The following is a 22754-nucleotide window of genomic DNA, read 5'->3' on the forward strand; positions in this document are numbered from 1 at the left end:
TACAGATCTATTGCCATACTCTAAAACTGTTAATTCCAAACATCCATCCGAGCATGCAATGGATGAATTTACCATAAAATTTTTTGAACAACCCAAGATATAATTAATAAAAAGTCAAACAAATTTTGATCTGCTTGAAAGATAATCTAAATTCAACCCGTAAATTGCAGAAGGTTTGGATATTTATAACAGATATTAAAATCATTCATTTATTATCCAATTTCTGATTCTTCATAAAACGAAATCATAACATGGTATGATTCAAACTGCAATTCTAAGAAAGGAAAACTTAATCATCTCTGTCATTTGAATCGTGGGTATATTAGAATTATTCAATAAATGCTAAATACAAAAAATAATGCATAAATCTATACTTTCTGTAAGAGAGATTACAGCTCATGACATACCCCATATTGCAGATTATTGGCTTCAGACAGACCCGGAATATTTTTGTTCCATGGGATGTGACCTAACAAAGTTTCCTTCAAGATCTGAATGGATTGATATGTTGAATGAACAACTTAAAACGGAATATGAACATAAAAAATCCTATTGTATTATTTGGCTACTCAATGATGTTGCGATTGGCCATTGTAATGTAAATCAAATAACATACGCTGAAAAAGCAAATATGCATTTGCACTTATGGAATCAGGAGTATAGGAAGTCTGGTTTTGGGCGTATTTTTGTTAAACTTAGCTTACCTTACTTTTTCAAAAACCTCAAATTAACAAATTTAATTTGCGAACCATATTCATTAAATCCGGCGCCCAATAAAACATTAGCTAAAATAGGTTTTGAATTCATTAAAACATATCGTTGCATACCAGGCTCTCTTAATTTTGAACAAGAGGTGAATCAATGGCAATTGAGTTATGAAAAATTTCAAGAACTCTTTAATTCAGGAGAAATGAAGTTTGATAATGTTCATAAAGACCTATAGCTTTCATCCATTATTTAATCCAAAGGATAAAAAAAACTAATTATACATGAGTTTTAACTTACTCTCTCCCTCAGATTTGCTCGGCACATTGGGTGTTTTTCAAATTCTATTGGCTTATTTTTTGAACCTCTACGGCAAACTTAAAACAACGGATAAATATTATCTATTTCTGAATTTGTTTGGGGCATTATTGGCTTGCTTATCCTCCTATCTTATTAATTCTATACCGTTTATCTTATTGGAAGGAACATGGGCTGTAGTATCCGCTTTAGCGATCTTTAATAAAAATAATCCTCTAATAAAAGATAAATAGCGTTTTAGAACCCACTTGAATTTTACACACAATTCAGCAGTGTAAAATGAGGTACAAAGTATTTCCTCGAATCAATGGTATTTGCATTTCTAACAAAAAGGCTGTAAAACGCTTAACTACTCCTCGTTTTATAGGCCTTTTTCAGGTTTCATTTGAGGAAAAAGCAAAACTTCCTGTATGGCCTCCTGACCCGTGAGCATCATGGTTAGCCTATCAATTCCGATTCCAAGACCGGAGGTCGGAGGCATACCATATTCTAGTGCTTGTAAAAATTCTTCATCCATCGCCATGGCCTCTTCGTCTCCACGATCAGAAAGGGATAACTGATCTTCAAATCTCATTCTTTGATCAATTGGGTCATTCAATTCGGAGTAAGCATTGGCAATTTCTTTTCCATTGACATAAAGCTCAAATCTTTCTACTAAACCTTCTTTGTCCCGGTGCTTTTTAGCCAGAGGAGTCATTTCAATTGGATAGTCCGTTATATAAGTAGGTTGAATAAGATGGTGCTCAACCAGATCCCCAAATATTGAATCAATCAATTTACCTTTACCCATAGTCCCATCTACCTCAATATGTCTGCTTTTACAAAAGGTAAGTAGATCTGATTCAGACATATGTTGAACATCTACTCCTGCATATTCTTGAATTGCATCATACATTGAAATCCTTCGATATGGCTTTTTGAAACTGATTTCTTTTCCTCCCACTATTACCTCAGTAGTTCCATTAACTTCAGATACTACTTTGTCCAGCATTTGCTCTACCATTTCCATCATCCAGAGGTAATCCTTGTATGCTACATAAATTTCCATGGAGGTGAATTCAGGATTATGCGTTCGGTCCATCCCTTCGTTTCGGAACATTTTACCAAATTCATAGACTCCATCGAACCCACCAACAATTAACCTTTTCAAATATAATTCGTTGGCTATCCTTAAATAAAGCGGAAGGTCCAAAGCATTGTGATGCGTCTTAAATGGTCTTGCTGCAGCCCCTCCATGGATCCTTTGTAAAACAGGTGTTTCTACTTCCAGCCATCCACGTTCATCAAAATAATGCCTCATTCTTGCAATGATCCTGGATCGTTTGATAAAAATTTCTTTTACATGCGGATTTACAATGAGGTCTACATACCGCTTTCGATATCTTGCTTCCGGGTCCAAAAATGCATCATGAACTTTTCCTTCTGCATCCACTTTGACAATTGGTAAGGGATGTAAAGATTTTGCCAAAAAATAAAACTCTGATACATGAATACTTATCTCTCCGGTTTGTGTTTTAAAAACATAACCTTTAACGCCCACAAAATCACCTATGTCGCACAATTTTTTAAAGAGAATATTATACTGATCCTTGTTTTCTCCGGGACAAATTAGATCCCTATTGATGTAAGCCTGAATCTTGCCCGTGCTATCCTGAATTTCAGCGAAAGAGGCTTTGCCCATAACTCTTTTCATCATCAATCTTCCGGCGATACTTATGTTGGAAAAATCATTTGGCCTTGATTCAAATTCCTCCTTAATTTCTTTGGCTGTTGTATTTATGTCATAAGCTTCCGCAGGATATGGGTTTATGCCCATTGCCTGAATTTCTTCTAAATATTGTCGCCGAATAATCTCTTGTTCACTGAGATGATGCATATTATATATTTTAAAAGCACAAATTTACATTCAATATGCCGAAATAAAAAACGGAATGGACTTGTGCTTTTAAACACTTAAAAATTCACTTGCGCCTGCAATCTCAGCAAATTTCCTTTCTGATAATTATCTTGTAATGAAAAATCCTCGAACCTTCTTTTTGAAATCGTATACATAGCTACAAGTTCGAAATTTTTAAACGGCTGCCATTCAACTCCAAATTCCAAGTCATTTACTTCATAAGATCTTGCATCTTTTTCGTGTTTCTTACCTCCATCATAATATTGATATCTAAGGAAAGGAATAATTAGTTGAGTTTTACTTTTAAGCATGTAATTCAAGGTAACGAAACCTCCTTGAAGCGAATGCACTTCAATGGAATCTGTTTCTTTGTTAAACTCAGGACCTTTACCAAAATTGTATTCCGCAAGAATCCCTATTGGTTTCGAATACAAAACCAAAGTTCCCGCTATCCTTTGATCAAGATAGGACAAATCCTTGTTTCGTTTAACCCCATTGGAAAGTTGGTCTGATGGGATTACAAATTTTCCAGAGTATGCCTGAATGGAGGGTTCAATAATTTGTCCCTTAAATTTGAAAGGGTAACTTACCCTTGCTGCAATATGAGGTTCGTCATTCAACTCCGGTTTGTTGGCAGTTTGTCCATTATAAGCACCAAAACCAAATACCCCATAATCTCCTGATCCCTTTAAGCCATCTTTAACCAAGGATGAAAACAATTCACGCTGTTTTTTAGGAGCCCAATAAAAAAACACCCCTAGATCTCGCTCATTGGAAACAGCACTATTTAATGCATCGGCTCTATCAAGAGGTAGGCGATTTTGACTGGACTGCATATTCTCAAACCCAAAAGGGACTTTACTTTGTCCAATCCTAAATCTGAATTCATTTTCCTTATCCACGCCAACATCAAAGTATGCATCACGTATTTGTGCGAAATGTAGGCTTGTTGTACTGACGCTACTCGCCAAATCTGGCTGCACATAGAAATAAACTTGCTTGTGTATCTGTCCATAAAAGATTAAACGCATACGACGTATAAAAAAACCGCCCTTGTCTCCCCAGGATTTATCACATTGTTCGCATTTAAGATCTGGATTCGTCTCTAATAGCCGATTGTATCTGACCTGAGCATAGCCTCGTAACTGAATAGATTCAAACCATTTTGGACTATGCTTTAAAACTGGTTTTGCAGTGGTGTCCATCATTTGGGCATAGGAATAGCCCCATAGAGTGCACAATAAGATTGTGCAGAGCAATCTGTATTTCATTTCAACACTTTAATAAAATTGCCTGAATGACAATTTCAGAGCAAAATTATTTAACCCAATATTAAGGGAATATTAAGTTTTTCTAAATCCCAACCTTGGTTTATCAAAAGCTTTTCTTCGGTCATTTTCAGGGTGAATGTCTTTTAAATCTTCCAACAATATCATGTTTCTATCCACACCCTCCCATTCTGTTGTGGACATTTGAGATAATCGGATGTTTTGATATCGAATGATCTCCTGTACAATGGTTCTAATTGTACGGGCATTGCCAAAATACTTATCCTTAGTTGCATAGATGTATTCCAAATAATTCAACAACTGTCCCTGGGCCAGATGATGAAGAGTAAAATTTTGATCTGCAAACATTTTTATTGAAATGTCCATCAGCTCTTGAGGATTATAGTCCTCGAACTTCAGAATTCTGTCAAATCGGCTATTTAATCCAGGGTTTGATTTTAGAAAAAGCTCCATTGGCTCCGTATAACCTGCAACAAAGACAAAAAACAACCCACGCTGATCTTCCATTCTTTTCAATAAAGTCTGGATGACCTCACCACCATAATCTCCCTGCCCCGAAGTGTTTTGAGTCAAAGAATATGCTTCATCAATGAATAGAACACCACCTATCGCCTCTTCCACTTTTTCAGCAGTTTTTATCGCTGATTGCCCGATGTACCCTGCAACTAAACCTTGCCTGTCGGTTTCAACCATATGGCCTCTTTCTAAAATTCCTAAAGCCTTGAAAATTTTAGCAAGAATTCGTGCGACGGTTGATTTTCCAGTTCCAGGATTGCCAAGAAAAACAGTGTGTAAAAAAAATTGATTAAGCACTTCCTTGCCTGCCCTTTGAAGGTATTGAACAATTTGTACTAAATCATAGATGTCTTTTTTTACCTGAGATATTCCAATTAATGAATTCAATTCTGCCAAAGCTTCTTCCAATAATTTGGAATCGACCGGTATTTTAGGTCTTTGTTTATGTGGTTCAATTTGGATACCATTTACATCCTCAAGACTCACCTCACTTAAACTGCTTACTTCGATGTTATCTGTTTCTCCAGCTGAAATAATTCGAATCCCAAGGTTAACTTTGGCTTTATCCACCAAATCAAATACAAATCTGGCGTTACCAAAAGTATTGTCGCGATCTCGGTAGGCATTTAAAATCAAATGATGCAAAGCCTCTAAAGCTTCAGGTAAAAATATCAAGGCTTTTTCCTTTGCAGCATATTCTGCAATCTGATATAACTCCTGTGGCAGATAATCCGGAAATTCATAGTACAGTTTAATTCTACTTTTTAACCCCGGGTTAGAATCTAAAAAATAACGCATTTCTTTCGGATATCCAGCCATGATCACAGCAAGATCTCCCGGACCATTTGACATTTCCTTGACCAAAATTTCAATAACTTCTCTACCAAAGTCCTTTGAATCATCGTTAGTCCTTGCCAAGGCATATGCCTCATCAATAAATAAAACCCCTCCTCTGGCTTTTTCAATCACCTCTTTAACCTTTGGGGCTGTCTGACCAATGTACTCTCCAACAAGTTCGGCTCTATCTGCTTCATAAACATGGCCTTTACTCAAAACGCCCATCTTTTTATAGAGCTGCCCCATCATTTTTGCTACGGTAGTTTTACCAGTACCAGGGTTACCAAAAAAAACTGTATGGAGAACGATCTGGTCTTTTTCCGCGATACCCTTCTCTTTTCTTAATTTTAGAAATTGTATGTATTGTGCATGCTCTCTTACTTTTTTCTTCACCTCTTGTAATCCAACCATTTTATCCAACTCTGCCAAAACCTCTTCAAAATTCTTATAATCACTCTCCAAATCCGGTAGTAAGATTGGCTCCGCAGAATGCGGCAAAGTAATCATTGGAACACCCTCAACAAATTCGTCCTGAATTTCAAAGGACATCATGCCTAATAACTCCTCCATGAAAACAATCTCTACTGTGTAGATACCATCCCACCAGGAGCCTTTGACATTACTTCCCCATCCAGCAGTAATAAAGATTTTATCTTCTTCTCTACGGACCGGTACCAATCTTACCAACTGGCCTTTGAGCTCTCTGGCCTCATTATGAAATTTGATAAAAACCTCACACTGCCAATTTGCCTGAGTGCATTTATTATTTAAAATTAACTCTGCATAAATGTAACGAGTTTCTTCTCCATTGAAAGAAGTGAAATAAGTACGTTCATTTTCCGGAATATCGTCAAAAGGCCCCTCGTACAACCGAAGACTTTGTAGCTCTACATAAGGGTTTCCTTCTACATCATGAGCCATCCCCGGATCTTCTACATAAAAATACTTGGTGGCGATTTTTTCTCCATCTACCCAGGCTTCCCAATAATAAGTACCTTTTTTCCAAAACGAACCTTCCTTTTTATTGCCCCAACCCTCTCTTATATAGACCAGATGATCATATTTAGAAATGTTTCGTTTAAAACTTAGATTACAAACTTCTTTTTTTGATTTAATCAGGCAGAAACACCTTAACTCAAAATTGGCTTCCCAGAAATCCCTATCAAACCACTTATTGTAAAAGGATAATTCTGCATAAATATAAGTGACATCAAACCTATCGAATACCTGTCGATACTTCTTCTTATTGTCCGCAAGCCACTCAGTTGAGGAATAAACCTTTAACTCTTTAAATTTGTACTTCTTACTTTCCGGAGGTTTAACTGATTCTTCCATGGGCATCAAATTTTAGTGCAACAGTTATGTTTTAAAAAAGGATAACGATTGACCCAGGATTAGGAACAATTGATCACATCATCCTCCACAGAACGTTTTAAACTTCTTAATATAAACCTCCCATATGTCTTTTTGTTCCTGGACTTCATCGTCATCGCAGAAATCCGTAATCTCCAATATGGTTTCATTGGTAATGTCCGTTTTGTAAATTCTGAATTGAAGAAACTCTTCCTCCCGATCTACCCACTGATACTTAACCATTTCGTCTTCGATGTCCACAATCAGAGTTGCCTCTTCTGTGTCACCATCCCATGAAAAAGTATAATGGTCTCCCACATTATCCACCTTATCACAAAACCAACGAATGATGGTAGTTGGTTGTGTTACAAAAAGATAAATAATCGATGGAGAGGCCTTGAACATAAATTCTGTCTGAAATTGAACTCTTGCCATGTTTATTTTTTATTGGTGGGATTGATGTATTTCGGGCAATATTAAATGGTTTATTTATTTTTTTATGTTTTTATGAACTTTTTTTATTGAGATTTCATTTATCAGTATGGTCTCAAAATGACTAATTCGGTGTAATTTCGTGACTTATTTCAATTGAAAAATGATAACAATTAATTTAATTAATTGTTTATCAATAACTTAGAAGCTTACAACTACCCATGCGGCAATTAAAAATCACCAAATCAATTACTAATCGGGAGAGTCAATCTCTTGAAAAATATTTACAAGAAATAGGAAAAGTTGACCTGCTGACTCCTGAGGAAGAGGTTGAATTGGCCAAACAAATCAAACAAGGTGATCAAATTTCTCTGGAAAAGTTGACAAAAGCAAATTTGAGGTTTGTAGTTTCAGTAGCAAAGCAATACCAAAACCAAGGTTTATCCCTATCCGATTTGATCAATGAAGGAAATCTGGGACTTATTAAGGCTGCCCAACGTTTTGATGAAACCAGAGGATTTAAGTTTATTTCCTATGCTGTGTGGTGGATACGTCAATCCATCCTGCAGGCGCTTGCTGAACAAAGCCGTATTGTAAGACTTCCTTTGAATAAGGTTGGATCGTTGAATAAAATTAACAGGGCATTTTCTGAATTGGAACAAGAGTTTGAGCGGGAACCTTCTGCCGAAGAATTGGCAACAGTCCTTGAGATTCCTACAGAAGAGGTTGAGACAACCTTAGGTGTTGCAGCACGACACGTTTCCATGGATGCCCCATTTGTGGAAGGAGAAGACAATTCATTGCTGGATGTTTTAGAAAATGACAGCACACCTGCCACAGATTCTGTACTAGAATATAAGGATTCACTTAGAAAAGAAATAGAACGTGCTCTTGGCACTTTGACAGACAGACAAGCTGATGTAATCAAATTGTATTTTGGTATCGGTGTAGAGCATCCGGAATCATTGGAAGATATCGGTGACAAATTTGGATTAACCCGTGAAAGAGTTAGACAGATTAAAGATAAGGCCATCAACAAGTTACGCTCCACTACAAGGAGTAAATTGTTAAAACAATATTTAGGTAGCTAAGGATACGGCCTAGGTTTATAGCTCATAATTTGATCCCATTCGTTATAATTTTAAGAGCGATTTCTTTAAATTGTTTTTGACATATTTTGAAGGATTTTGCCTTTGCCTGAATTCTTTTTGTCAACTTTGCAAAAATTTTTAAAATGAATGCAAATCCGCTGGACCATCAATCCGCTCTTCAGGAATGGCGTGAAAAAGAAAAACAAGCTTTAGAACTCAGCAAACTAGTAGGTGAACTCCGTTTTGACCGTTCCATTGAAATTGTACTCTTCAGAAGGGATCTTTTTGACATTAGACCATCTGAAATCATCAATATTCATCTTTTTTCAAAAAATTATATCGACAAACCCATTACGGTAGATTTAACCCTTTCTATAGTTAAAGTAATTTCACATATCCCGGATTTAAATCCATCTAAAATAGATATTGGCAGATTAGCCGCTGAATGGGAAACAGATAAAAATGAAAATCATAAGTTGGAAGATTTTATCCGAAATAAACTTTCGAAGGGGATTGGTGCTGAAAAAGACAAGGATCCGCATAGGGATGTTGTGCTTTATGGTTTCGGCAGGATTGGTCGATTGGTGGCTAGAAGGTTAATCAGTTCGACCGGTCGAGGGGAACAGCTTTTACTTAAAGCAATTGTGATACGACCAAGTATGAAAGAACGGAAGGAGGAAATTTTCAAAAGAATGTCCCTTCTTGAAACAGATTCCATACATGGAAATTTTCCCGGAACTATTGAGATTTTTCATGAGGAGTCGTTGGTTAAAATTAACGGTAACATTATACACATGATCTTTGCAAATGAACCTTCAGAAATCAATTATGAAGATTATGGTATTAAAAATGCATTATTGATTGACAACACAGGAATGTGGGATACGAAAGAGAAACTAAGCGCACACCTTAGACCTGGAATCGCACAAGTTATACTCACCGCTCCGGGCAAGGATATTCCAAATATTGTAGTTGGCGTCAATCAAGATATTGTAGATCCTCAAAAGGAAAATATTTTTTGTGCCGCTTCCTGTACCACAAATGCCATTGTACCCATTATTCAAGTTATGGACCATAATTATGGAATAACGAAGGGACATATAGAAACAGTTCATGCATATACCAGCGATCAAAATCTATTGGACAATTTCCATAAAAAACCAAGAAGAGGCCGAGGTGCGCCAATAAATATGGTCATAACAAGTACCGGAGCAGCATCTGCAGTTGCAAAAGTCCTTCCTCATCTAAAAGGAAAATTAACCGGAAATGCGGTTAGAGTCCCAGTACCGAATGTGTCACTTGCCATACTTAATTTAAGTCTAGACAAGGAGACCAATCTGGAAGAAATTTTGTCTACACTCAGAAAAGCAACATTGGTTGGAGAATTGGTTGAACAACTTCAGTATTCCAATTCGAACGAATATGTATCTAGTAATGCAGTAGGATCAACTGTTGCCTCCGTAATTGATGCTCCTTCCACCATTTTGAGCAACGATGGGAAAACAGTAACCATTTATGCCTGGTATGATAATGAATATGGATATACCTGCCAAGTGGTAAGACTTGCCAAATATGTAGCCCAAGTAAGGCGCTATACTTATTATTAGTATGGAAAAATCAGATATTCCCTATTTTAAATATCAACCTTTGCTCCTAGCAATTTGTGCTGTTATCGGTATGTATGGTGGTTATAAATTAAAACTGCCGGAGCAAAAAAATAAAGCTACCAAAGATTCCAATTCAATTCATTATTCCGCGAATCAAAAACTAACTGATGTATTGTCTTATCTTGATTCAAGGTATGTGGACAGTTTAAGAATTAATGAGGCTTCAGATTATATGATCCAACAATTGTGTTTGGCTCTTGATCCCTATTCAGAATACATTCCAGCGGACCAGGTTCAGGAATATTTGGATGATTTGGATGGAGGTTTTCATGGCGTTGGATTAACTTTTTTTGAATTCGAAAAATCTTGGTTGGCAAATAATGTGGTTAAAAACAGTCCTGCGGATATTGCAGGTCTTGAACCCGGGGATGAAATTTTATCCATCAATGGAATCCAAAGCGATGATTTAGATTTCAAACCTGAAAATTTAACTAAATCAAATTCTTTTGAAGTCGAAATTAAATGGAAAAAACAAGCTAGTGAGGACGTCTTTGTAAAAAAAATCAAAAAGGAAAACTTAGAAAACAGTACACTCGGCCCTGTTTTTCCAATTGATCAAAATATATTCTATCTGAGATTAAATTCTATTGGGGAGCGATCGTACAGAGAATTTATGGATCAAATCGAACAGTATACTTTTAATCAAGGCAGGAAAAGGTTAATATTTGATCTCAGAGACAATTCCGGTGGATTATTGAATATTGCAGCAGACATATTAAATCAATTGGTCCCAATTCGAAATGTTGAACTTTTTTCGACTATAAACAGATCTGGTCAAAAAAAATCTTTTAATTCATTAGGGAAGCCTTTTTTTAAGCTGGATAAAATTATTATTTTGATCAATGAACATACTGCATCTTCGGCTGAAGTCATTGCAGGTTCAATGCAAGAATTAAAGCTTGCAAAATTGATGGGCTATCCTAGCTTTGGAAAAGCCACCGTACTCGAGCCATTTAACCTCGCAGATGGGTCACAAATTCTTTTGGCAACTTCCAGAATTCTATTTCCTTCTGGACGTTGTATTCAAAGACCTTATCATACTTACAATAAGGATTCCATCACCAATTGGCTTAGTCCTTTTAGTCCACTTATTGACAGTTTTGGAAGATCAACTTACAAATATGTTTCAGCAAATGGCTTGAACCCAGATTATAATTTTGAAAATGAAAACACCAATCTGGAATTATCAGATGACATGGATTTATTGCTAAGAAAAATAATTCTTTCGCACTACCAGGAACTAAAAATTGCCATTGGTGGAAAAGTAGAAAATATTTCAAACAATGAAGTGAATCAAAAGATAGATGGCTATCTTGCAAATCATATTAAGCCTGCAATAAATTCATTGAATACAAATCAAATTAAGGAGCATTGTAAATTCATTTTAGCCGAGTTAATGTTTGGTACACAAGCGATGCAAAGACTCCAACTATTAAGTGATCCGGTATTTGAAAAAGCGAAAATGGAAATTTCAGCAGATTGATTTTATCTGATAAATTCCAATTCTCCTGATTCATCAAATTTTGCCATAACGCTAGGAACATTTTTAATTTGTTCCCCTCTCCTATGATAGGAAACAAAGTCTGAATTCTCTATCCAAAATGAATCCAATTGGTGGAATGAAGCAGGGACATTTTGACCTATTTTGTTTACTGTAGTCGAAACAATTGGCTTCCCCAGCCTTGATATTATTTCCAAACAATATGGATCAGTGCATACTCTAATGGCCACAGTTCCGTCAGAAGCAGTTACCAAATGATGAACATCAGGACCCGCAGATGAAATAAGGGTTAGTGGTTGTTTATGGTATTGCAGGAGAGTTTCTACTCTTGGATGAATCCGTGGTGAATACTTTTTCAACATTTCAATAGAATCCACCAATAGAATAAATCCTTCGGTATCAGGTCTTCCTTTTAGACTAATCAATCGTTCTAAAGCATCTTTATTATCGTGCACACAGGAAATTCCCCAAACCGTATCTGTTGGCAAGATTACCAGCCCCCCTTTGTTAAGAATTTCCACAATTTGGGCGATTTCATTCTCACTATCAAATGGACCGCTGAATATAGAGTTTACCATTTTGCAAAAAAAAGATATTTTTACTTAATCAAAAGGAGTTTTTTTTCGTTATCAATGCATTACAAATTCTCCATGGGTAGATCTTATCTGATTTTTGCAATCCTTTTCTTAAATTTTGGTGCGTTGTGTGCAAAACACATTATTGGCGGTGAGATCTATTATTCTTGTCTTAGTGTCAATTTAGCCAATAATACTGCAACCTACGAGTTTACCTTGAAAATTTACAGGGATTGCATCAGTCAGGGTGCCATACTGGATGATCCAGCCAAGCTAGGTATTTATGAAAAATTGTCTAATAGTAATTTCAGATTTGTAAATTCCTATTCTGTTCCTTTGATTTCTTCCAGAAGATTGGCGTCAGAAAATCCATGTATTATTACGCCACCCTCTGTTTGTGTGGAAGAAGGTATATATGAGTTTACAGCAACTTTACCAATTATTCAAAATACCTATACGATTGCCTACCAAAGATGTTGCAGGAACGAAACCATTTCAAACATTATCAACCCAGGGGATCAGGGAGCCGCGTATACCATTGACATAAGTCCTGAAGCTCAAAAAATTTGTAACAATAGCCCTAGATTCAAAAGTTTCCCCCCCATTATAATTTGTGAAGGGAGACCACTAAATTATGATCATTCCGCTATTGATCAGGAAGGAGATATTATAACTTATGAATTTTGTGCGCCTAGTTCGGCAGGAGGCAAACAAGGTTCAGCTGAAGGAAGACCTGGCGGAAGACCCGAAGATTGTGATGGGGTGACACCAAATCCAAATGCCTGCCCTCCTCCATTCACATTGGTGCAATTCAGAGCTCCATTTTTTACAGCATTGAATCCACTTGGTGGAAACCCTCAGGTAAGTATAGATCCCTTGACCGGACTCATCACAGGTACACCTAACACTTTAGGCCAATTTGTGGTCGGGGTTTGCATTAAAGAATACAGGAATGGAGTTCTTTTGAGTACAGTAAGAAGAGATTTTCAGTTTAACGTAATAACCTGTGAAAATACTCTTAATGCGAGAATGCAATCCGATTCAGTTCAAACTAATGATCGTTACATCCTGAATTCCTGTGGGGATTTAACTGTAAATTTGATCAATCAAAGTACCATCGAATCCAACATTAAAACCTATGATTGGGAATTTTTAATTAATGGACAAACCCAAGTCTTTAATACAAAAAATGCATCTGTTACCTTCCCTGGACTTGGAAGTTATAGTGGCAAACTCATTTTGAATAAGGGCGCTTTGGATTGTACAGATTCTGCGGACATTACCATTAATATCCTACCAGATATTCATGCGGACTTTACATATAATTACGATACATGTATTGCCGGGGCTGTAAGATTTACAGATCTATCTACCACCGGCTCCGGCCAAATGACTGATTGGATCTGGACTTTAGAGCAAAATAAATCAGTTTTTCTTCAGAATCACGATTATATCTTTAATACTCCCGGGATTAAAGCCACCAAATTAGTAGTAAGGGATATTAGTGGCTGTAAAGATTCGATCATCAAAGATTTTTCTTACTATCCAGTACCTCCTCTGCTGATAATCAACCCAAATACTTTTACAGGATGTAACCCTCTATCTGTTTTTTTTGAAAATTTGTCGGTTCCTATTGATGAAAGTTATGATATACTATGGGACTTTGGAGATGGTAAAACCAGCAAGGAAATATCTCCTAGTCATACTTTTAAAGACCCTGGTATATATTCTATAAAACTGGAAATCACGTCGCCAATAGGATGTTACACTATGGCATCCTACCCAAATTGGATCAACGTAATAGAAAGTCCAGTTGCAGGATTTGATTATAACCCCAAAAGTTTGAGTACTTTCCAAAAACAAGTCAATCTTACAGATCAGTCCAAAAGTGCCGAATTTTTAAAATATCTGATTAACGATCGATTTATTTTATTTGACCGAAATGCACAATATACCTTTAAGGATACCGGTGTACAAAAAATCAGTCAAATTGTATCCAGGCCTAATGGTTGTACAGACACACTAACCATTTTTATTGATGTGGAGCCGAAGGTGACTTACTTTCTGCCCAATGCTTTTACCCCGAACGGAGATGGTAAAAACGAGGAGTTCGTAGGCGTTGGTTATATAGAAGGACTTCAAGACTTTCAAATGAGTATTTGGGACCGATGGGGTTCCCAACTTTTTAATTCTAGCGATCCTTTAACAGGCTGGAATGGGCGGGTAAATGGTTCAGGAGATTTTGTTCCACCAGGAGTTTATGTGTATGTTATCCAATACAAAGAACCCAGAGGCAAGATCGTGTACCTTAAGGGTTTCGCCACTGTGGTAAGGTAATTTTTAGATTAAGATATTATTATTTAATATTTTATATATATGATTTATAATATATATAATTATTTTTTTAGACTTTGGGAAAACACCCTCTTTTATCAGCCATCAAATTACCCGGCCTAATTATTTAAATCTTTACTCTAAAATTGGCTAAAATCTTTACATTTTCTGAAGATTTCTTACCATTATTATCTCTTTTTAATTACCTTTGCAACTCTTTTTCGAAGAGTTAAAATTAGCAGCCATGGATTTGATAAAATATGTTGAAGATCAATTACTTGACGTAAGCCGTATTCCCAGTTTTGAATCCGGAGACACCATAGTAATTAGTTACAAAATTATTGAAGGTAACAAAGAGAGAATCCAGGATTTCAGGGGTGATGTAATCAACATTCGTGGAGAAGGAAAAAACAAGTCCTTCACAGTGCGTAAAGTTTCAAATGGTGTTGGTGTTGAACGTATTTTTCCATTTTCTTCTCTAAACATAGTGGAAATAAAGGTTGTGAAGAAAGGCCATGTAAGAAGGGCTAAGTTATTCTACATCCGGGGATTATCCGGTAAGAAAGCCAGAATCAAAGAGGCTAACATTTCAAAATAATTTCATTTTCGGTTCTAATACCTAGAGCCAGGACAGTTTGACTTCAGTTCAGGCTTGCTAAAGTATTTCACGGAGATAGTTGTTGAACCTTATAACAATGGTTTACAGTTATACCTTTTCAACATCCAACAATATTTCTTTGGTTACCGGTTTAACCTCTTTGAAGATTCTATTAAACTCTATGTACTTCCATTCGTTTTTAGGCTCCAGTTTGATTTTCTTTCCATCCAAACTGAATTCAATTGGTACATAAAACTCTCTTTCCAAGCAGTCCAGTTTGTATTTGATTTGAGTATAATTATCCCTTACGCTAACAGAATATACCAATTTCGGCAATTCCTTATACTTTAAATATTGCCTTAAAAAGGGAGTAAAATCCTTTTGGGTTTTAACGTTCACCAAATCAACGAAATCCTTGGTTTCTGCGAAACCATATTTGTGTTGATTGTAGAAGGTCCTGAATATGTCAAACCAGATACTGTCGTTGCCAATAGCATAACGTAATGACTGGAGTACCCAAGCTCCTTTTGAATATATATCCCTTGGATTATCTGTGTAATTAACCGATTTCGGCCCGAGTAAAGGCTTGTCATTTTTAATTGCCTTTTTATTGGATTCAAGATATCTCAGTGCGGCTTCCTTGCCATACAAGTATTCTATATATAGATTCTCCATATAGGTAGCAAAACCTTCATGAATCCACATTTCTGCATGATCTGTACAAGACACACTGTTGCCCCAATATTCATGGGCACTTTCATGAAGTATGATATAATCCACTGGAAACTCTCCAGGAATTCTTCCTCCCAAATACCCCATTGTAAATTTATTGCCATATGCTATGGCACTTTGGTGCTCCATACCTAAATATGGAGATTCTACAAGTGCATATCCATCCTTTATAAATGGGTAGGGTCCAAGATAATGCTCAAAAGATTCCAGTACTTTTTGTGTTTGCTTAAAATGCTCTTTAGCTTTTTCTAGATTTGGGCGAAGTACAAAGTAATTTAAGAGCAATTTTTCCTTTGAAATTGTCGTAAATTCTTCTTTAAAATTTACATAATCTCCAACATACAAAGTCACATTATAATTATTGATCGGGTATCCAACCTGCCAATGGTATTTCACATCCTTTTTTCCAGACTTTTCAGTACCAATAAGTCTTCCATTAGAAACAGCAACGAGATCCTTTGGCACTGTTATCCAAATATCCATACTCTCAGGTTCATCTGAAAGATGATCTTTATTAGGCCACCAAAGACTTGCCCCTATCCCCTCACAAGCAACTCCAATCCATGGGTTCCCTACACTGTCGTTTTTCCAAACAAATCCACCATCCCAAGGTGCATTTTTTGCCACTAATGGATGACCTTCAAAATCTATCTTAATCTTGGCGTTTTCCTCAGGACTCAATGGACACTCAATAAAAACAGCATCAAAAACTCTTCTGAATTTTAATGACTTTTTTCCAAGGGTGATTTTATTTATCTTCATATTCTCGAATAAATCAACTTGGATCTCCTTCAGGGCAGATCTGCTTATAAAAGTAATTTCATTACTTCCGCTGATGAATTTATCTTTCGGGTCGAGTTTAATATCCAAATTATAATGGAGGACATTATAATCTCTTTCTGTTCGTAAAGCCCCCCTTAAGGAATCCTTCAAACTATAAGTTTGACTGAATGCATTATCGGTACAGAATAAATAAGAGGCTATTGCCCAAAAAAACAATTTTAAAAAAATGGAGATTTTTGTCATTACACGGGTCGAATTTTATGCTTACCTGATTTTAAGTTATTTAACACCATATAGTCCAAATACTTGGATGGCAAAAAATATGCCGCAAGCCTAACGAACAATGGCTTTTTATGCACAACATATCTGTTCCTGGGTCTATTTGATTGAAGTGCATTTAAAATTGGTTTTTTAATAGCCGACAAAGGTAGTGCATTTTCTTCAGTGGCTTTTATGAGTTCATCGGCCTTTTCCATGTATTTGTAGAATGGAGTATGTTTGAATGAATCTGCAATTCCAAGATTTTTTTGCCAAATCAGTGTTTTAATGGGCCCGGGCTCAATTATAATAACCTTTATGCCAAGAAGGGCACATTCTCTTCTCAGACTATCAGACATTCCCTCTAATGCAAATTTTGATGCCACATAAGCACCTAAAAATGGGGCTCCTATCATTCCGGAAACAGAGCTTATGTTAATTATTCTGGATCCCTCGGATGCGGAATTTAACAAAAACGGAAAGGCTTTTTGGATTACTCTCAATTGACCAATTACATTGACATTCAATTGGTATTCAAATTTACTCATTGAAAGATATGGCAGCGGACCAGGAATTGCAATACCAGAGTTATTGATCAGACCATATAACTTTTTACCTTGAAGTATTAGTCCTAATTCTACGAATGCTGATGCAATAGAATCGGGATCTGAAATGTCCATGATGATGATTTCAAAATTGGCGCCCTCCGCTTCCAGTCTGGATTTATCGATATCTGTACGAACCGTTCCAAAAACTTTAAAATATGGACACAACTGGTGAGCCAGGTAATGCCCAATACCGGTACTTATACCTGTAATTAATATGGATTTCATGAGGTTCATAACTTAAGAATTCTATTTAAGCCAAAATAGTAATATCTTTGATAATCATTATAGGAATATGGGCCGGATTGCCATTTTTTGTTTCATTACATTCTTTTTCTGTCGATGTAAAACTGAGCCAAGTTTATCCGTTGATTTTCTCCATGGAAAATGGAATATTATCAATGCTGCCAGAAATTCAAAAAAAACAGAAACACTAAATGGAGCATATTTCATATTTAAAGACAAAGTTCTAACCACTAACTACATGGGATCAGAACTTCAGACCCCTTTTGACTTAAATAAAAAAAAGATCATTCAATTACAACCAGAAAGAATTGAATTTGAGGCAAAAATTGAAAAAAACAATACTTTAACCCTGCAAGCTACCATCAAAGGCACTTTATTTTCGTTTACCATGGTAAAGGAATAGTATGAAAATTCAATTGTGTCTTTGGTTAATGTTATTGAATATAAACAATGCATTTGGAATCAATGCGGACGTCCAACATTACAATTTTTATATAGATGGTGTTCATTATACCGAAGTAGTCTATTATTTACCCACTACAGGACTAAAATCTACATATTATTCTGACAGTAGTTTTCATAACAGCATAGGGCTGACACTACTTTTAAAAAAAGGTTCCCAGATCATTAAAGCTGAAAAATTGCATCTGGAAAGCCCAAGGTATCACCAACGAAAACCATTAATACATGTAATTAGGTGGCCATTACCTCCTGGTAACTACTTATTGGAAAGCACCATTTATGATGCTCAAAATTCTTCACAAGAGATCACCCTCTTATCCTCAGTTGATGTTCCTGATTACCAAATTAGCGTTGCATTATCAGACCTTCAATTGTTTTCAATTTGTCGAAATACAAAAGACACTAGTTTGATGAATACAAAAAACGGCTTTTATTATGAACCCCTACCCTATCAATTTGTAGACAGGAATCAAAATGTCTTATATACTTATTTGGAAAGTTATCACACCAATAAGATTAAAAGGGAAAATTATTTTATTAAATATAAATTATTCGAGTTGGATAGTAACTCAAATAATAAATTAGTGGATGAATGGATTTACCGCAAAGACCATAAAGAGCGAGATATCATTTTAAATACAAGAGACATTAGTCAAATTCCTTCAGGCAAATATCTTTTAAAAGTCTATTTAATAGACAGGAATGATTTTATCTATGATTCAAGTGCTGCTGAATTTGATCGATACAATCCTTTTTGGGATAAGTTAATCTATTTGAGCTATGCTTCAAAAAAGGATGAGCAATATTTTAGTCAACTCTCAGATGACAGTGTATACATTTCCTTAAAATCACTTTACCCGATTATTTCGAGTAATGAACAAGGCTTTATTGATTATTTAATCAACAATAACCGATTGGCAGAAAAGCGGAACTATCTGTATAGTTATTGGCGTGAAAACTATGCAGATTCTGCCTATTATGCATATTCCATGTATATGGAAGAAGTAAGAAAAGTGGATCAGATGTTTCGATCAGGGTTTGGAAGAGGATTTGAATCAGACCGTGCGAGAATTTACCTAAGGTATGGAAAACCAATTGAAGTATTTAAAGAAGATCAAGATAGTGGAGCATTTCCTTATGAAATTTGGAAATATGACAAAATTAAAAAGACCGGACAAAATAATGTAAAATTCATTTTTTACAATTCTGATCTTGGAGGCAGCAATTACAGGTTACTTCACTGCAATGCATATGGGGAAAGGAAAAACGAAAAATGGGAACTTGAGTTATACAGAAAAGTTAATGATGAATATGAAGGGGAAAACCCGTTTGATGCAACAGGCGTAAAAAGAACATTTAGTAGAAGAGCCAGAGAATACTTTGAAGAATAAGAACTTGTTGTTGTCAGAAAATCAGATCACTTATATTACATTTGGATATTGGTTCAATAACTTTTAATAGCCCTGTCCATATCTCTTTTTTGGTCTTTCTCTTTAATTGACTCTCTCTTATCAAAAGACTTCTTACCTGTTGCAAGGGCAATTTCTACTTTTGTAATTCCTCGTTCATTAAAATATATTCTGTAGGGAACTATGGCCATGCCTTTTTCGGAAACTCGCCTTTCCAGTTTTCTTAACTCAAGCTTATTCAACAAAAGCTTTCTGCTTCTTTTCGGCTCATGATTGTTATGCGCTCCCGCATCATATTCAGAAATGTGGAGGTTTTTAATCCACAATTCACCAGATTCAAAAATACAATATGCATCGCTGAGATTGGCCCGTCCATCACGAATGGACTTAACCTCTGTCCCTTTAAGCATAATTCCGGCCTCATAACTCTGAATGAACTGATATAGGTGAGTTGCTTTTCTATTTATTATTTCAGGGCTTTTCATTTCATCACAACTTTATGGAATATAAATTCTTTTATTTTCTCGCCCTGCAATGTACTGATCTGTGCGATTAGAGAACTATCTTCGGTAATCCGATATTTTACAACATTTGGAAAATCATTCTTGTCATTTATAAACTTTAAAGGCCACAAAGGATCAGGGCTCCAGACAAATTGAACAGCCCGATAATTATTCTCATTTGTCTTTACTTCAAAAAATAACCAATTGTCATCTGATTTATATACTCTCATGCTCTTGTTTATTTGCGCAATCCCGGTAGACATGTCATATGAAACACCCAAGTAGTCAGTAACACTTATTTGTGCCCACTTTTCAAAAATACTGGCATCTTTAAGCTGCCACACTCCTAGTAGAATTGCTGGATTAGGCTCAAGCCTGTTTACAATCTTAGTCTTTGATGTTTTACAGGTTGTAAAAACTAAACAAAGTCCTAAAACAGAAATAAATAAAATATAATTACTAAATTTTCTCATAAATAAACTGTGTAATTTTGGTAAACAAATGATAAGCTGACATTTCATTTGCTATAGAATGTTTACTGTTTGGATACAAAGCTGAATCAAACTGCTTATTATTTATAATTAAAGAATTCATTAATTCAGCTGAATGTTGAAAATGCACGTTGTCATCTGCCAATCCATGAATCAATAAAAAAGATCCTTTTAAACCATAGGTTAAATTAACCAGTGAACAATCCAAATAAGCCTGCTTATTTTCTACTTCTGAACCCATATACCTTTCAGCATAAACACAATCATACCACCTCCAATTACTAACCGGAGCCCCTGCGACAGCAGCTCGAAAAATATTACCGTATTTAAAAATACCTAATGAAGACATAAACCCACCATAACTCCAGCCAAAGATACCAATTCTGGCAGTGTCGACATAGGTTTTCGTTCTCAAGAACAAAGCTGCATCAACCTGATCTTCCAATTCCAACCTACCTAGTTGTCGATGGGTCAATTTCAAAAACAAATCTCCTCGCCCCGGAGTGCCCCGATTATCCACTAAAAAGATAATATATCCATTCTGTGCAAGAAATTGAAACCACCAATAATACCTAAACGAATTCCACTTATTCAACACTTCCTGTTTACCTGGAGCTCCATAAACATACATTAAAACGGGATACTTTTTATTCGGAGAAAAATCCAATGGTTTAATCATAATAGAATTAAGTGAGTCCCCATTTCTATTGGATATGACTTGATGCTCTACCATGGAAAGATTATATTCCTTCATGATGTTGAGTAACTTTTCATTTCTTTCCAGCTTTGCAACAAAAGCCCCAAGAGAATCCAATACCCAAAATTCAGGTGGCTTATTAAATTCGGAATTAGATACCAATATATATCTACCCTTCTTATCTATAAATGCTTCATGATATCCAGGCTTAGGGGTCAGACATTCAGATTCCGCATTATTCAAATTAACTTTATAAATTTTTCTGTCAATTCCCAAATTCTCAGATCTTTGACAATAAACTTCACTTGACAAAAAATTTGTGTATAAAACACTTGTCACTTCGTTGACACCTGAAGTCAATTGACTTATTACTTTACCATCCAAATTATACTTATATAAATGATGATAACCATCGCAATTATCCCTGAATAAAAAATACTGCAAATCCGGACTAAATACTAACGGATCACCAAGCAGAATATAATTAGTGCTTTTCTTATTCAGCAATAACCGAGAAGAGCCATTCCCAGCATTACCAATCAAATAGCTAATTTGATTTTGAGCCCGGTTCAAAAATGCAAGACAAACATTCTGATTGTCGGGTAACCATTGTATGCGCGGTAAATAATAATCGCCCTTTATCAAATGACTAAAATTTAACGAATTGGTTTTATTTCCTTTTAGCTGATAGTTCCAAGCTGTTACCAGAGAAATTCGACAACCGACTTTTGGATATTTAAACGTTTGGACACGAGGATAAAGATCTTCTTTGTATAATAATGTAGAAAACTCCTCAACCTTAGACTCATCAAATTTTAAATAGAGAATTTGATCTCCTTTAGGAGACCACTCGTAAGCTTTTGTAAGCATAAATTCCTCTTCATAAACCCAATCAGAGGATCCATTAATAATTTGATTAATGCGCCCATCATGCGTTACCCTTATTATATTTCCAGTAGATAAGTGTTGATAATAAATATCGTTTTCCAGAACAAATGCGACTTTGTCTCCTGATGAATTAAATGATGGATATTTGATTTTTGACTTTGGATTAACTCTGGAAATTTTCTTTGTATTTAAATCGTAAACCCATACTTCAGACTTAAAGGAATGTCTGTAAATTAGTTCTTTAGCACAAATCAATATTATCTTCTGTTCATCGTCAGAGAATATGCAATCTGAAACCCTATCTTTAATTCTTGCATCCAAAATTTCATCTCCATTAAAAATTGTATCCAAAGGAACTCCATCTGCAATGTTAAATCTGATAATTTTATTATTCCATAAACGAGCATAAGAAAATCCGTCCGTCAAAAATTTTAAACCTTGAATTTCAGCTTCCTTGAATTTTTTTTCTTGAAAAATTTCATTCAACGTTAAAGATTTGTTTTGTGCTATAATTCTTGTCCCGAGAACTAAACAAAACAAAATCAGAAAAATAGGTTTGTTCATGAA

The 22754-nt window shown here is 35.6% G+C and carries 19 protein-coding genes; 9 read left to right on the forward strand and 10 right to left on the reverse strand.

The annotated features are described in order from the left end of the window. The first annotated feature begins 358 nt into the window (after positions 1-358). Together IPJ83_13965 and IPJ83_13970 are read left to right on the forward strand one after the other, a co-directional pair. Positions 359-943 (forward strand): GNAT family N-acetyltransferase, encoded by a 585-nt coding sequence (locus IPJ83_13965; GenBank protein ID MBK7881651.1) that lies wholly within the window; start codon positions 359-361, stop codon positions 941-943. 46 nt (positions 944-989) lie between these two features. Then, positions 990-1256, forward strand: coding sequence for a hypothetical protein (locus tag IPJ83_13970; protein ID MBK7881652.1), 267 nt, complete (start codon positions 990-992; stop codon positions 1254-1256). Positions 1257-1384: 128 nt separating this feature from the next. On the opposite strand, the gene lysS is transcribed toward IPJ83_13970, so the two are convergent. The 4 genes from lysS to IPJ83_13990 form a co-directional block, all read right to left on the reverse strand. Continuing rightward, complete coding sequence (gene lysS, locus IPJ83_13975; protein MBK7881653.1) at positions 1385-2899, reverse strand: lysine--tRNA ligase; 1515 nt, start codon at positions 2897-2899, stop codon at positions 1385-1387. Between the two features lie 77 nt (positions 2900-2976). After that, positions 2977-4191: a porin gene (locus IPJ83_13980; protein MBK7881654.1), complete on the reverse strand. Its 1215-nt coding sequence runs from the start codon at positions 4189-4191 to the stop codon at positions 2977-2979. Positions 4192-4263: 72 nt separating this feature from the next. After that, positions 4264-6897: an AAA family ATPase gene (locus tag IPJ83_13985; GenBank protein MBK7881655.1), complete on the reverse strand. Its 2634-nt coding sequence runs from the start codon at positions 6895-6897 to the stop codon at positions 4264-4266. 78 nt (positions 6898-6975) lie between these two features. Then, entirely contained in the window at positions 6976-7350 is a 375-nt protein-coding gene (locus IPJ83_13990; GenBank protein ID MBK7881656.1) for an activator of HSP90 ATPase 1 family protein, read from the reverse strand. 218 nt (positions 7351-7568) lie between these two features. Between IPJ83_13990 and IPJ83_13995 the strand changes: the two genes are divergently transcribed. From IPJ83_13995 to IPJ83_14005, 3 genes are all read left to right on the forward strand, one after another. After that, complete coding sequence (locus IPJ83_13995) at positions 7569-8438, forward strand: sigma-70 family RNA polymerase sigma factor (protein ID MBK7881657.1); 870 nt, start codon at positions 7569-7571, stop codon at positions 8436-8438. A gap of 143 nt (positions 8439-8581) precedes the next feature. Continuing rightward, entirely contained in the window at positions 8582-10045 is a 1464-nt protein-coding gene (locus tag IPJ83_14000) for a glyceraldehyde-3-phosphate dehydrogenase (GenBank protein MBK7881658.1), read from the forward strand. Between the two features lie 40 nt (positions 10046-10085). Further along, complete coding sequence (locus tag IPJ83_14005) at positions 10086-11588, forward strand: hypothetical protein (GenBank protein MBK7881659.1); 1503 nt, start codon at positions 10086-10088, stop codon at positions 11586-11588. A gap of 2 nt (positions 11589-11590) precedes the next feature. Here the strand turns inward: IPJ83_14005 and IPJ83_14010 are convergent, their stop codons facing one another. Next, on the reverse strand, positions 11591-12184 hold the full coding sequence (locus tag IPJ83_14010) for an L-threonylcarbamoyladenylate synthase (protein ID MBK7881660.1): 594 nt from the start codon (positions 12182-12184) through the stop codon (positions 11591-11593). 72 nt (positions 12185-12256) lie between these two features. On the opposite strand from IPJ83_14010, the gene IPJ83_14015 reads away from it, so the two are divergent. Together IPJ83_14015 and rplS are read left to right on the forward strand one after the other, a co-directional pair. Then, positions 12257-14518, forward strand: coding sequence for a gliding motility-associated C-terminal domain-containing protein (locus IPJ83_14015; protein MBK7881661.1), 2262 nt, complete (start codon positions 12257-12259; stop codon positions 14516-14518). A gap of 241 nt (positions 14519-14759) precedes the next feature. Continuing rightward, positions 14760-15113 carry a 50S ribosomal protein L19 gene (rplS, locus tag IPJ83_14020; GenBank protein MBK7881662.1) on the forward strand — a complete coding sequence of 118 codons (354 nt, stop codon included), beginning with the start codon at positions 14760-14762 and terminating at the stop codon, positions 15111-15113. A 108-nt stretch (positions 15114-15221) separates the two neighbouring features. On the opposite strand, the gene IPJ83_14025 is transcribed toward rplS, so the two are convergent. Together IPJ83_14025 and IPJ83_14030 are read right to left on the reverse strand one after the other, a co-directional pair. Beyond that, positions 15222-16871 carry a M1 family metallopeptidase gene (locus tag IPJ83_14025; GenBank protein MBK7881663.1) on the reverse strand — a complete coding sequence of 550 codons (1650 nt, stop codon included), beginning with the start codon at positions 16869-16871 and terminating at the stop codon, positions 15222-15224. Next, on the reverse strand, positions 16871-17719 hold the full coding sequence (locus IPJ83_14030) for an SDR family NAD(P)-dependent oxidoreductase (GenBank protein ID MBK7881664.1): 849 nt from the start codon (positions 17717-17719) through the stop codon (positions 16871-16873). Before IPJ83_14030 ends, IPJ83_14025 begins: the two co-directional genes overlap by 1 nt. Positions 17720-17786: 67 nt before the next feature. Between IPJ83_14030 and IPJ83_14035 the strand changes: the two genes are divergently transcribed. Together IPJ83_14035 and IPJ83_14040 are read left to right on the forward strand one after the other, a co-directional pair. Next, positions 17787-18140 carry a hypothetical protein gene (locus tag IPJ83_14035; protein MBK7881665.1) on the forward strand — a complete coding sequence of 118 codons (354 nt, stop codon included), beginning with the start codon at positions 17787-17789 and terminating at the stop codon, positions 18138-18140. A 1-nt stretch (position 18141) separates the two neighbouring features. Further along, entirely contained in the window at positions 18142-19590 is a 1449-nt protein-coding gene (locus IPJ83_14040) for a GWxTD domain-containing protein (protein MBK7881666.1), read from the forward strand. Positions 19591-19643: 53 nt separating this feature from the next. Here IPJ83_14040 and smpB read toward each other — a convergent pair whose 3' ends face one another. Genes smpB through IPJ83_14055 form a run of 3 tightly spaced genes read right to left on the reverse strand, consistent with a single transcriptional unit; the run spans position 19644 to position 22673 of the window. Then, positions 19644-20093 carry an SsrA-binding protein SmpB gene (gene smpB / locus IPJ83_14045; GenBank protein ID MBK7881667.1) on the reverse strand — a complete coding sequence of 150 codons (450 nt, stop codon included), beginning with the start codon at positions 20091-20093 and terminating at the stop codon, positions 19644-19646. Beyond that, positions 20090-20584, reverse strand: coding sequence for a hypothetical protein (locus IPJ83_14050; GenBank protein MBK7881668.1), 495 nt, complete (start codon positions 20582-20584; stop codon positions 20090-20092). The genes smpB and IPJ83_14050 overlap by 4 nt, the downstream gene beginning before the upstream one ends. Continuing rightward, on the reverse strand, positions 20571-22673 hold the full coding sequence (locus IPJ83_14055) for a DPP IV N-terminal domain-containing protein (protein ID MBK7881669.1): 2103 nt from the start codon (positions 22671-22673) through the stop codon (positions 20571-20573). The genes IPJ83_14050 and IPJ83_14055 overlap by 14 nt, the downstream gene beginning before the upstream one ends. Positions 22674-22754: the final 81 nt, after the last annotated feature.

This window comes from Candidatus Vicinibacter proximus, assembly GCA_016713905.1.
GTDB lineage: Bacteria > Bacteroidota > Bacteroidia > Chitinophagales > Saprospiraceae > Vicinibacter > Vicinibacter proximus.

What these genes read in the sequence shown, in the direction of transcription:
- IPJ83_13965 (MBK7881651.1), top strand. Translation starts at nt 359, where the DNA reads ATGCATAAATCTATACTTTCTGTAAGAGAGATTACAGCTCATGACATA.
- IPJ83_13970 (MBK7881652.1), top strand. Translation starts at nt 990, where the DNA reads ATGAGTTTTAACTTACTCTCTCCCTCAGATTTGCTCGGCACATTGGGT.
- lysS (MBK7881653.1), bottom strand. Translation starts at nt 2,899, where the DNA reads ATGCATCATCTCAGTGAACAAGAGATTATTCGGCGACAATATTTAGAA.
- IPJ83_13980 (MBK7881654.1), bottom strand. Translation starts at nt 4,191, where the DNA reads ATGAAATACAGATTGCTCTGCACAATCTTATTGTGCACTCTATGGGGC.
- IPJ83_13985 (MBK7881655.1), bottom strand. Translation starts at nt 6,897, where the DNA reads ATGGAAGAATCAGTTAAACCTCCGGAAAGTAAGAAGTACAAATTTAAA.
- IPJ83_13990 (MBK7881656.1), bottom strand. Translation starts at nt 7,350, where the DNA reads ATGGCAAGAGTTCAATTTCAGACAGAATTTATGTTCAAGGCCTCTCCA.
- IPJ83_13995 (MBK7881657.1), top strand. Translation starts at nt 7,569, where the DNA reads ATGCGGCAATTAAAAATCACCAAATCAATTACTAATCGGGAGAGTCAA.
- IPJ83_14000 (MBK7881658.1), top strand. Translation starts at nt 8,582, where the DNA reads ATGAATGCAAATCCGCTGGACCATCAATCCGCTCTTCAGGAATGGCGT.
- IPJ83_14010 (MBK7881660.1), bottom strand. Translation starts at nt 12,184, where the DNA reads ATGGTAAACTCTATATTCAGCGGTCCATTTGATAGTGAGAATGAAATC.
- IPJ83_14015 (MBK7881661.1), top strand. Translation starts at nt 12,257, where the DNA reads ATGGGTAGATCTTATCTGATTTTTGCAATCCTTTTCTTAAATTTTGGT.
- rplS (MBK7881662.1), top strand. Translation starts at nt 14,760, where the DNA reads ATGGATTTGATAAAATATGTTGAAGATCAATTACTTGACGTAAGCCGT.
- IPJ83_14025 (MBK7881663.1), bottom strand. Translation starts at nt 16,871, where the DNA reads ATGACAAAAATCTCCATTTTTTTAAAATTGTTTTTTTGGGCAATAGCC.
- IPJ83_14030 (MBK7881664.1), bottom strand. Translation starts at nt 17,719, where the DNA reads ATGAAATCCATATTAATTACAGGTATAAGTACCGGTATTGGGCATTAC.
- IPJ83_14035 (MBK7881665.1), top strand. Translation starts at nt 17,787, where the DNA reads ATGGGCCGGATTGCCATTTTTTGTTTCATTACATTCTTTTTCTGTCGA.
- IPJ83_14040 (MBK7881666.1), top strand. Translation starts at nt 18,142, where the DNA reads ATGAAAATTCAATTGTGTCTTTGGTTAATGTTATTGAATATAAACAAT.
- smpB (MBK7881667.1), bottom strand. Translation starts at nt 20,093, where the DNA reads ATGAAAAGCCCTGAAATAATAAATAGAAAAGCAACTCACCTATATCAG.
- IPJ83_14050 (MBK7881668.1), bottom strand. Translation starts at nt 20,584, where the DNA reads ATGAGAAAATTTAGTAATTATATTTTATTTATTTCTGTTTTAGGACTT.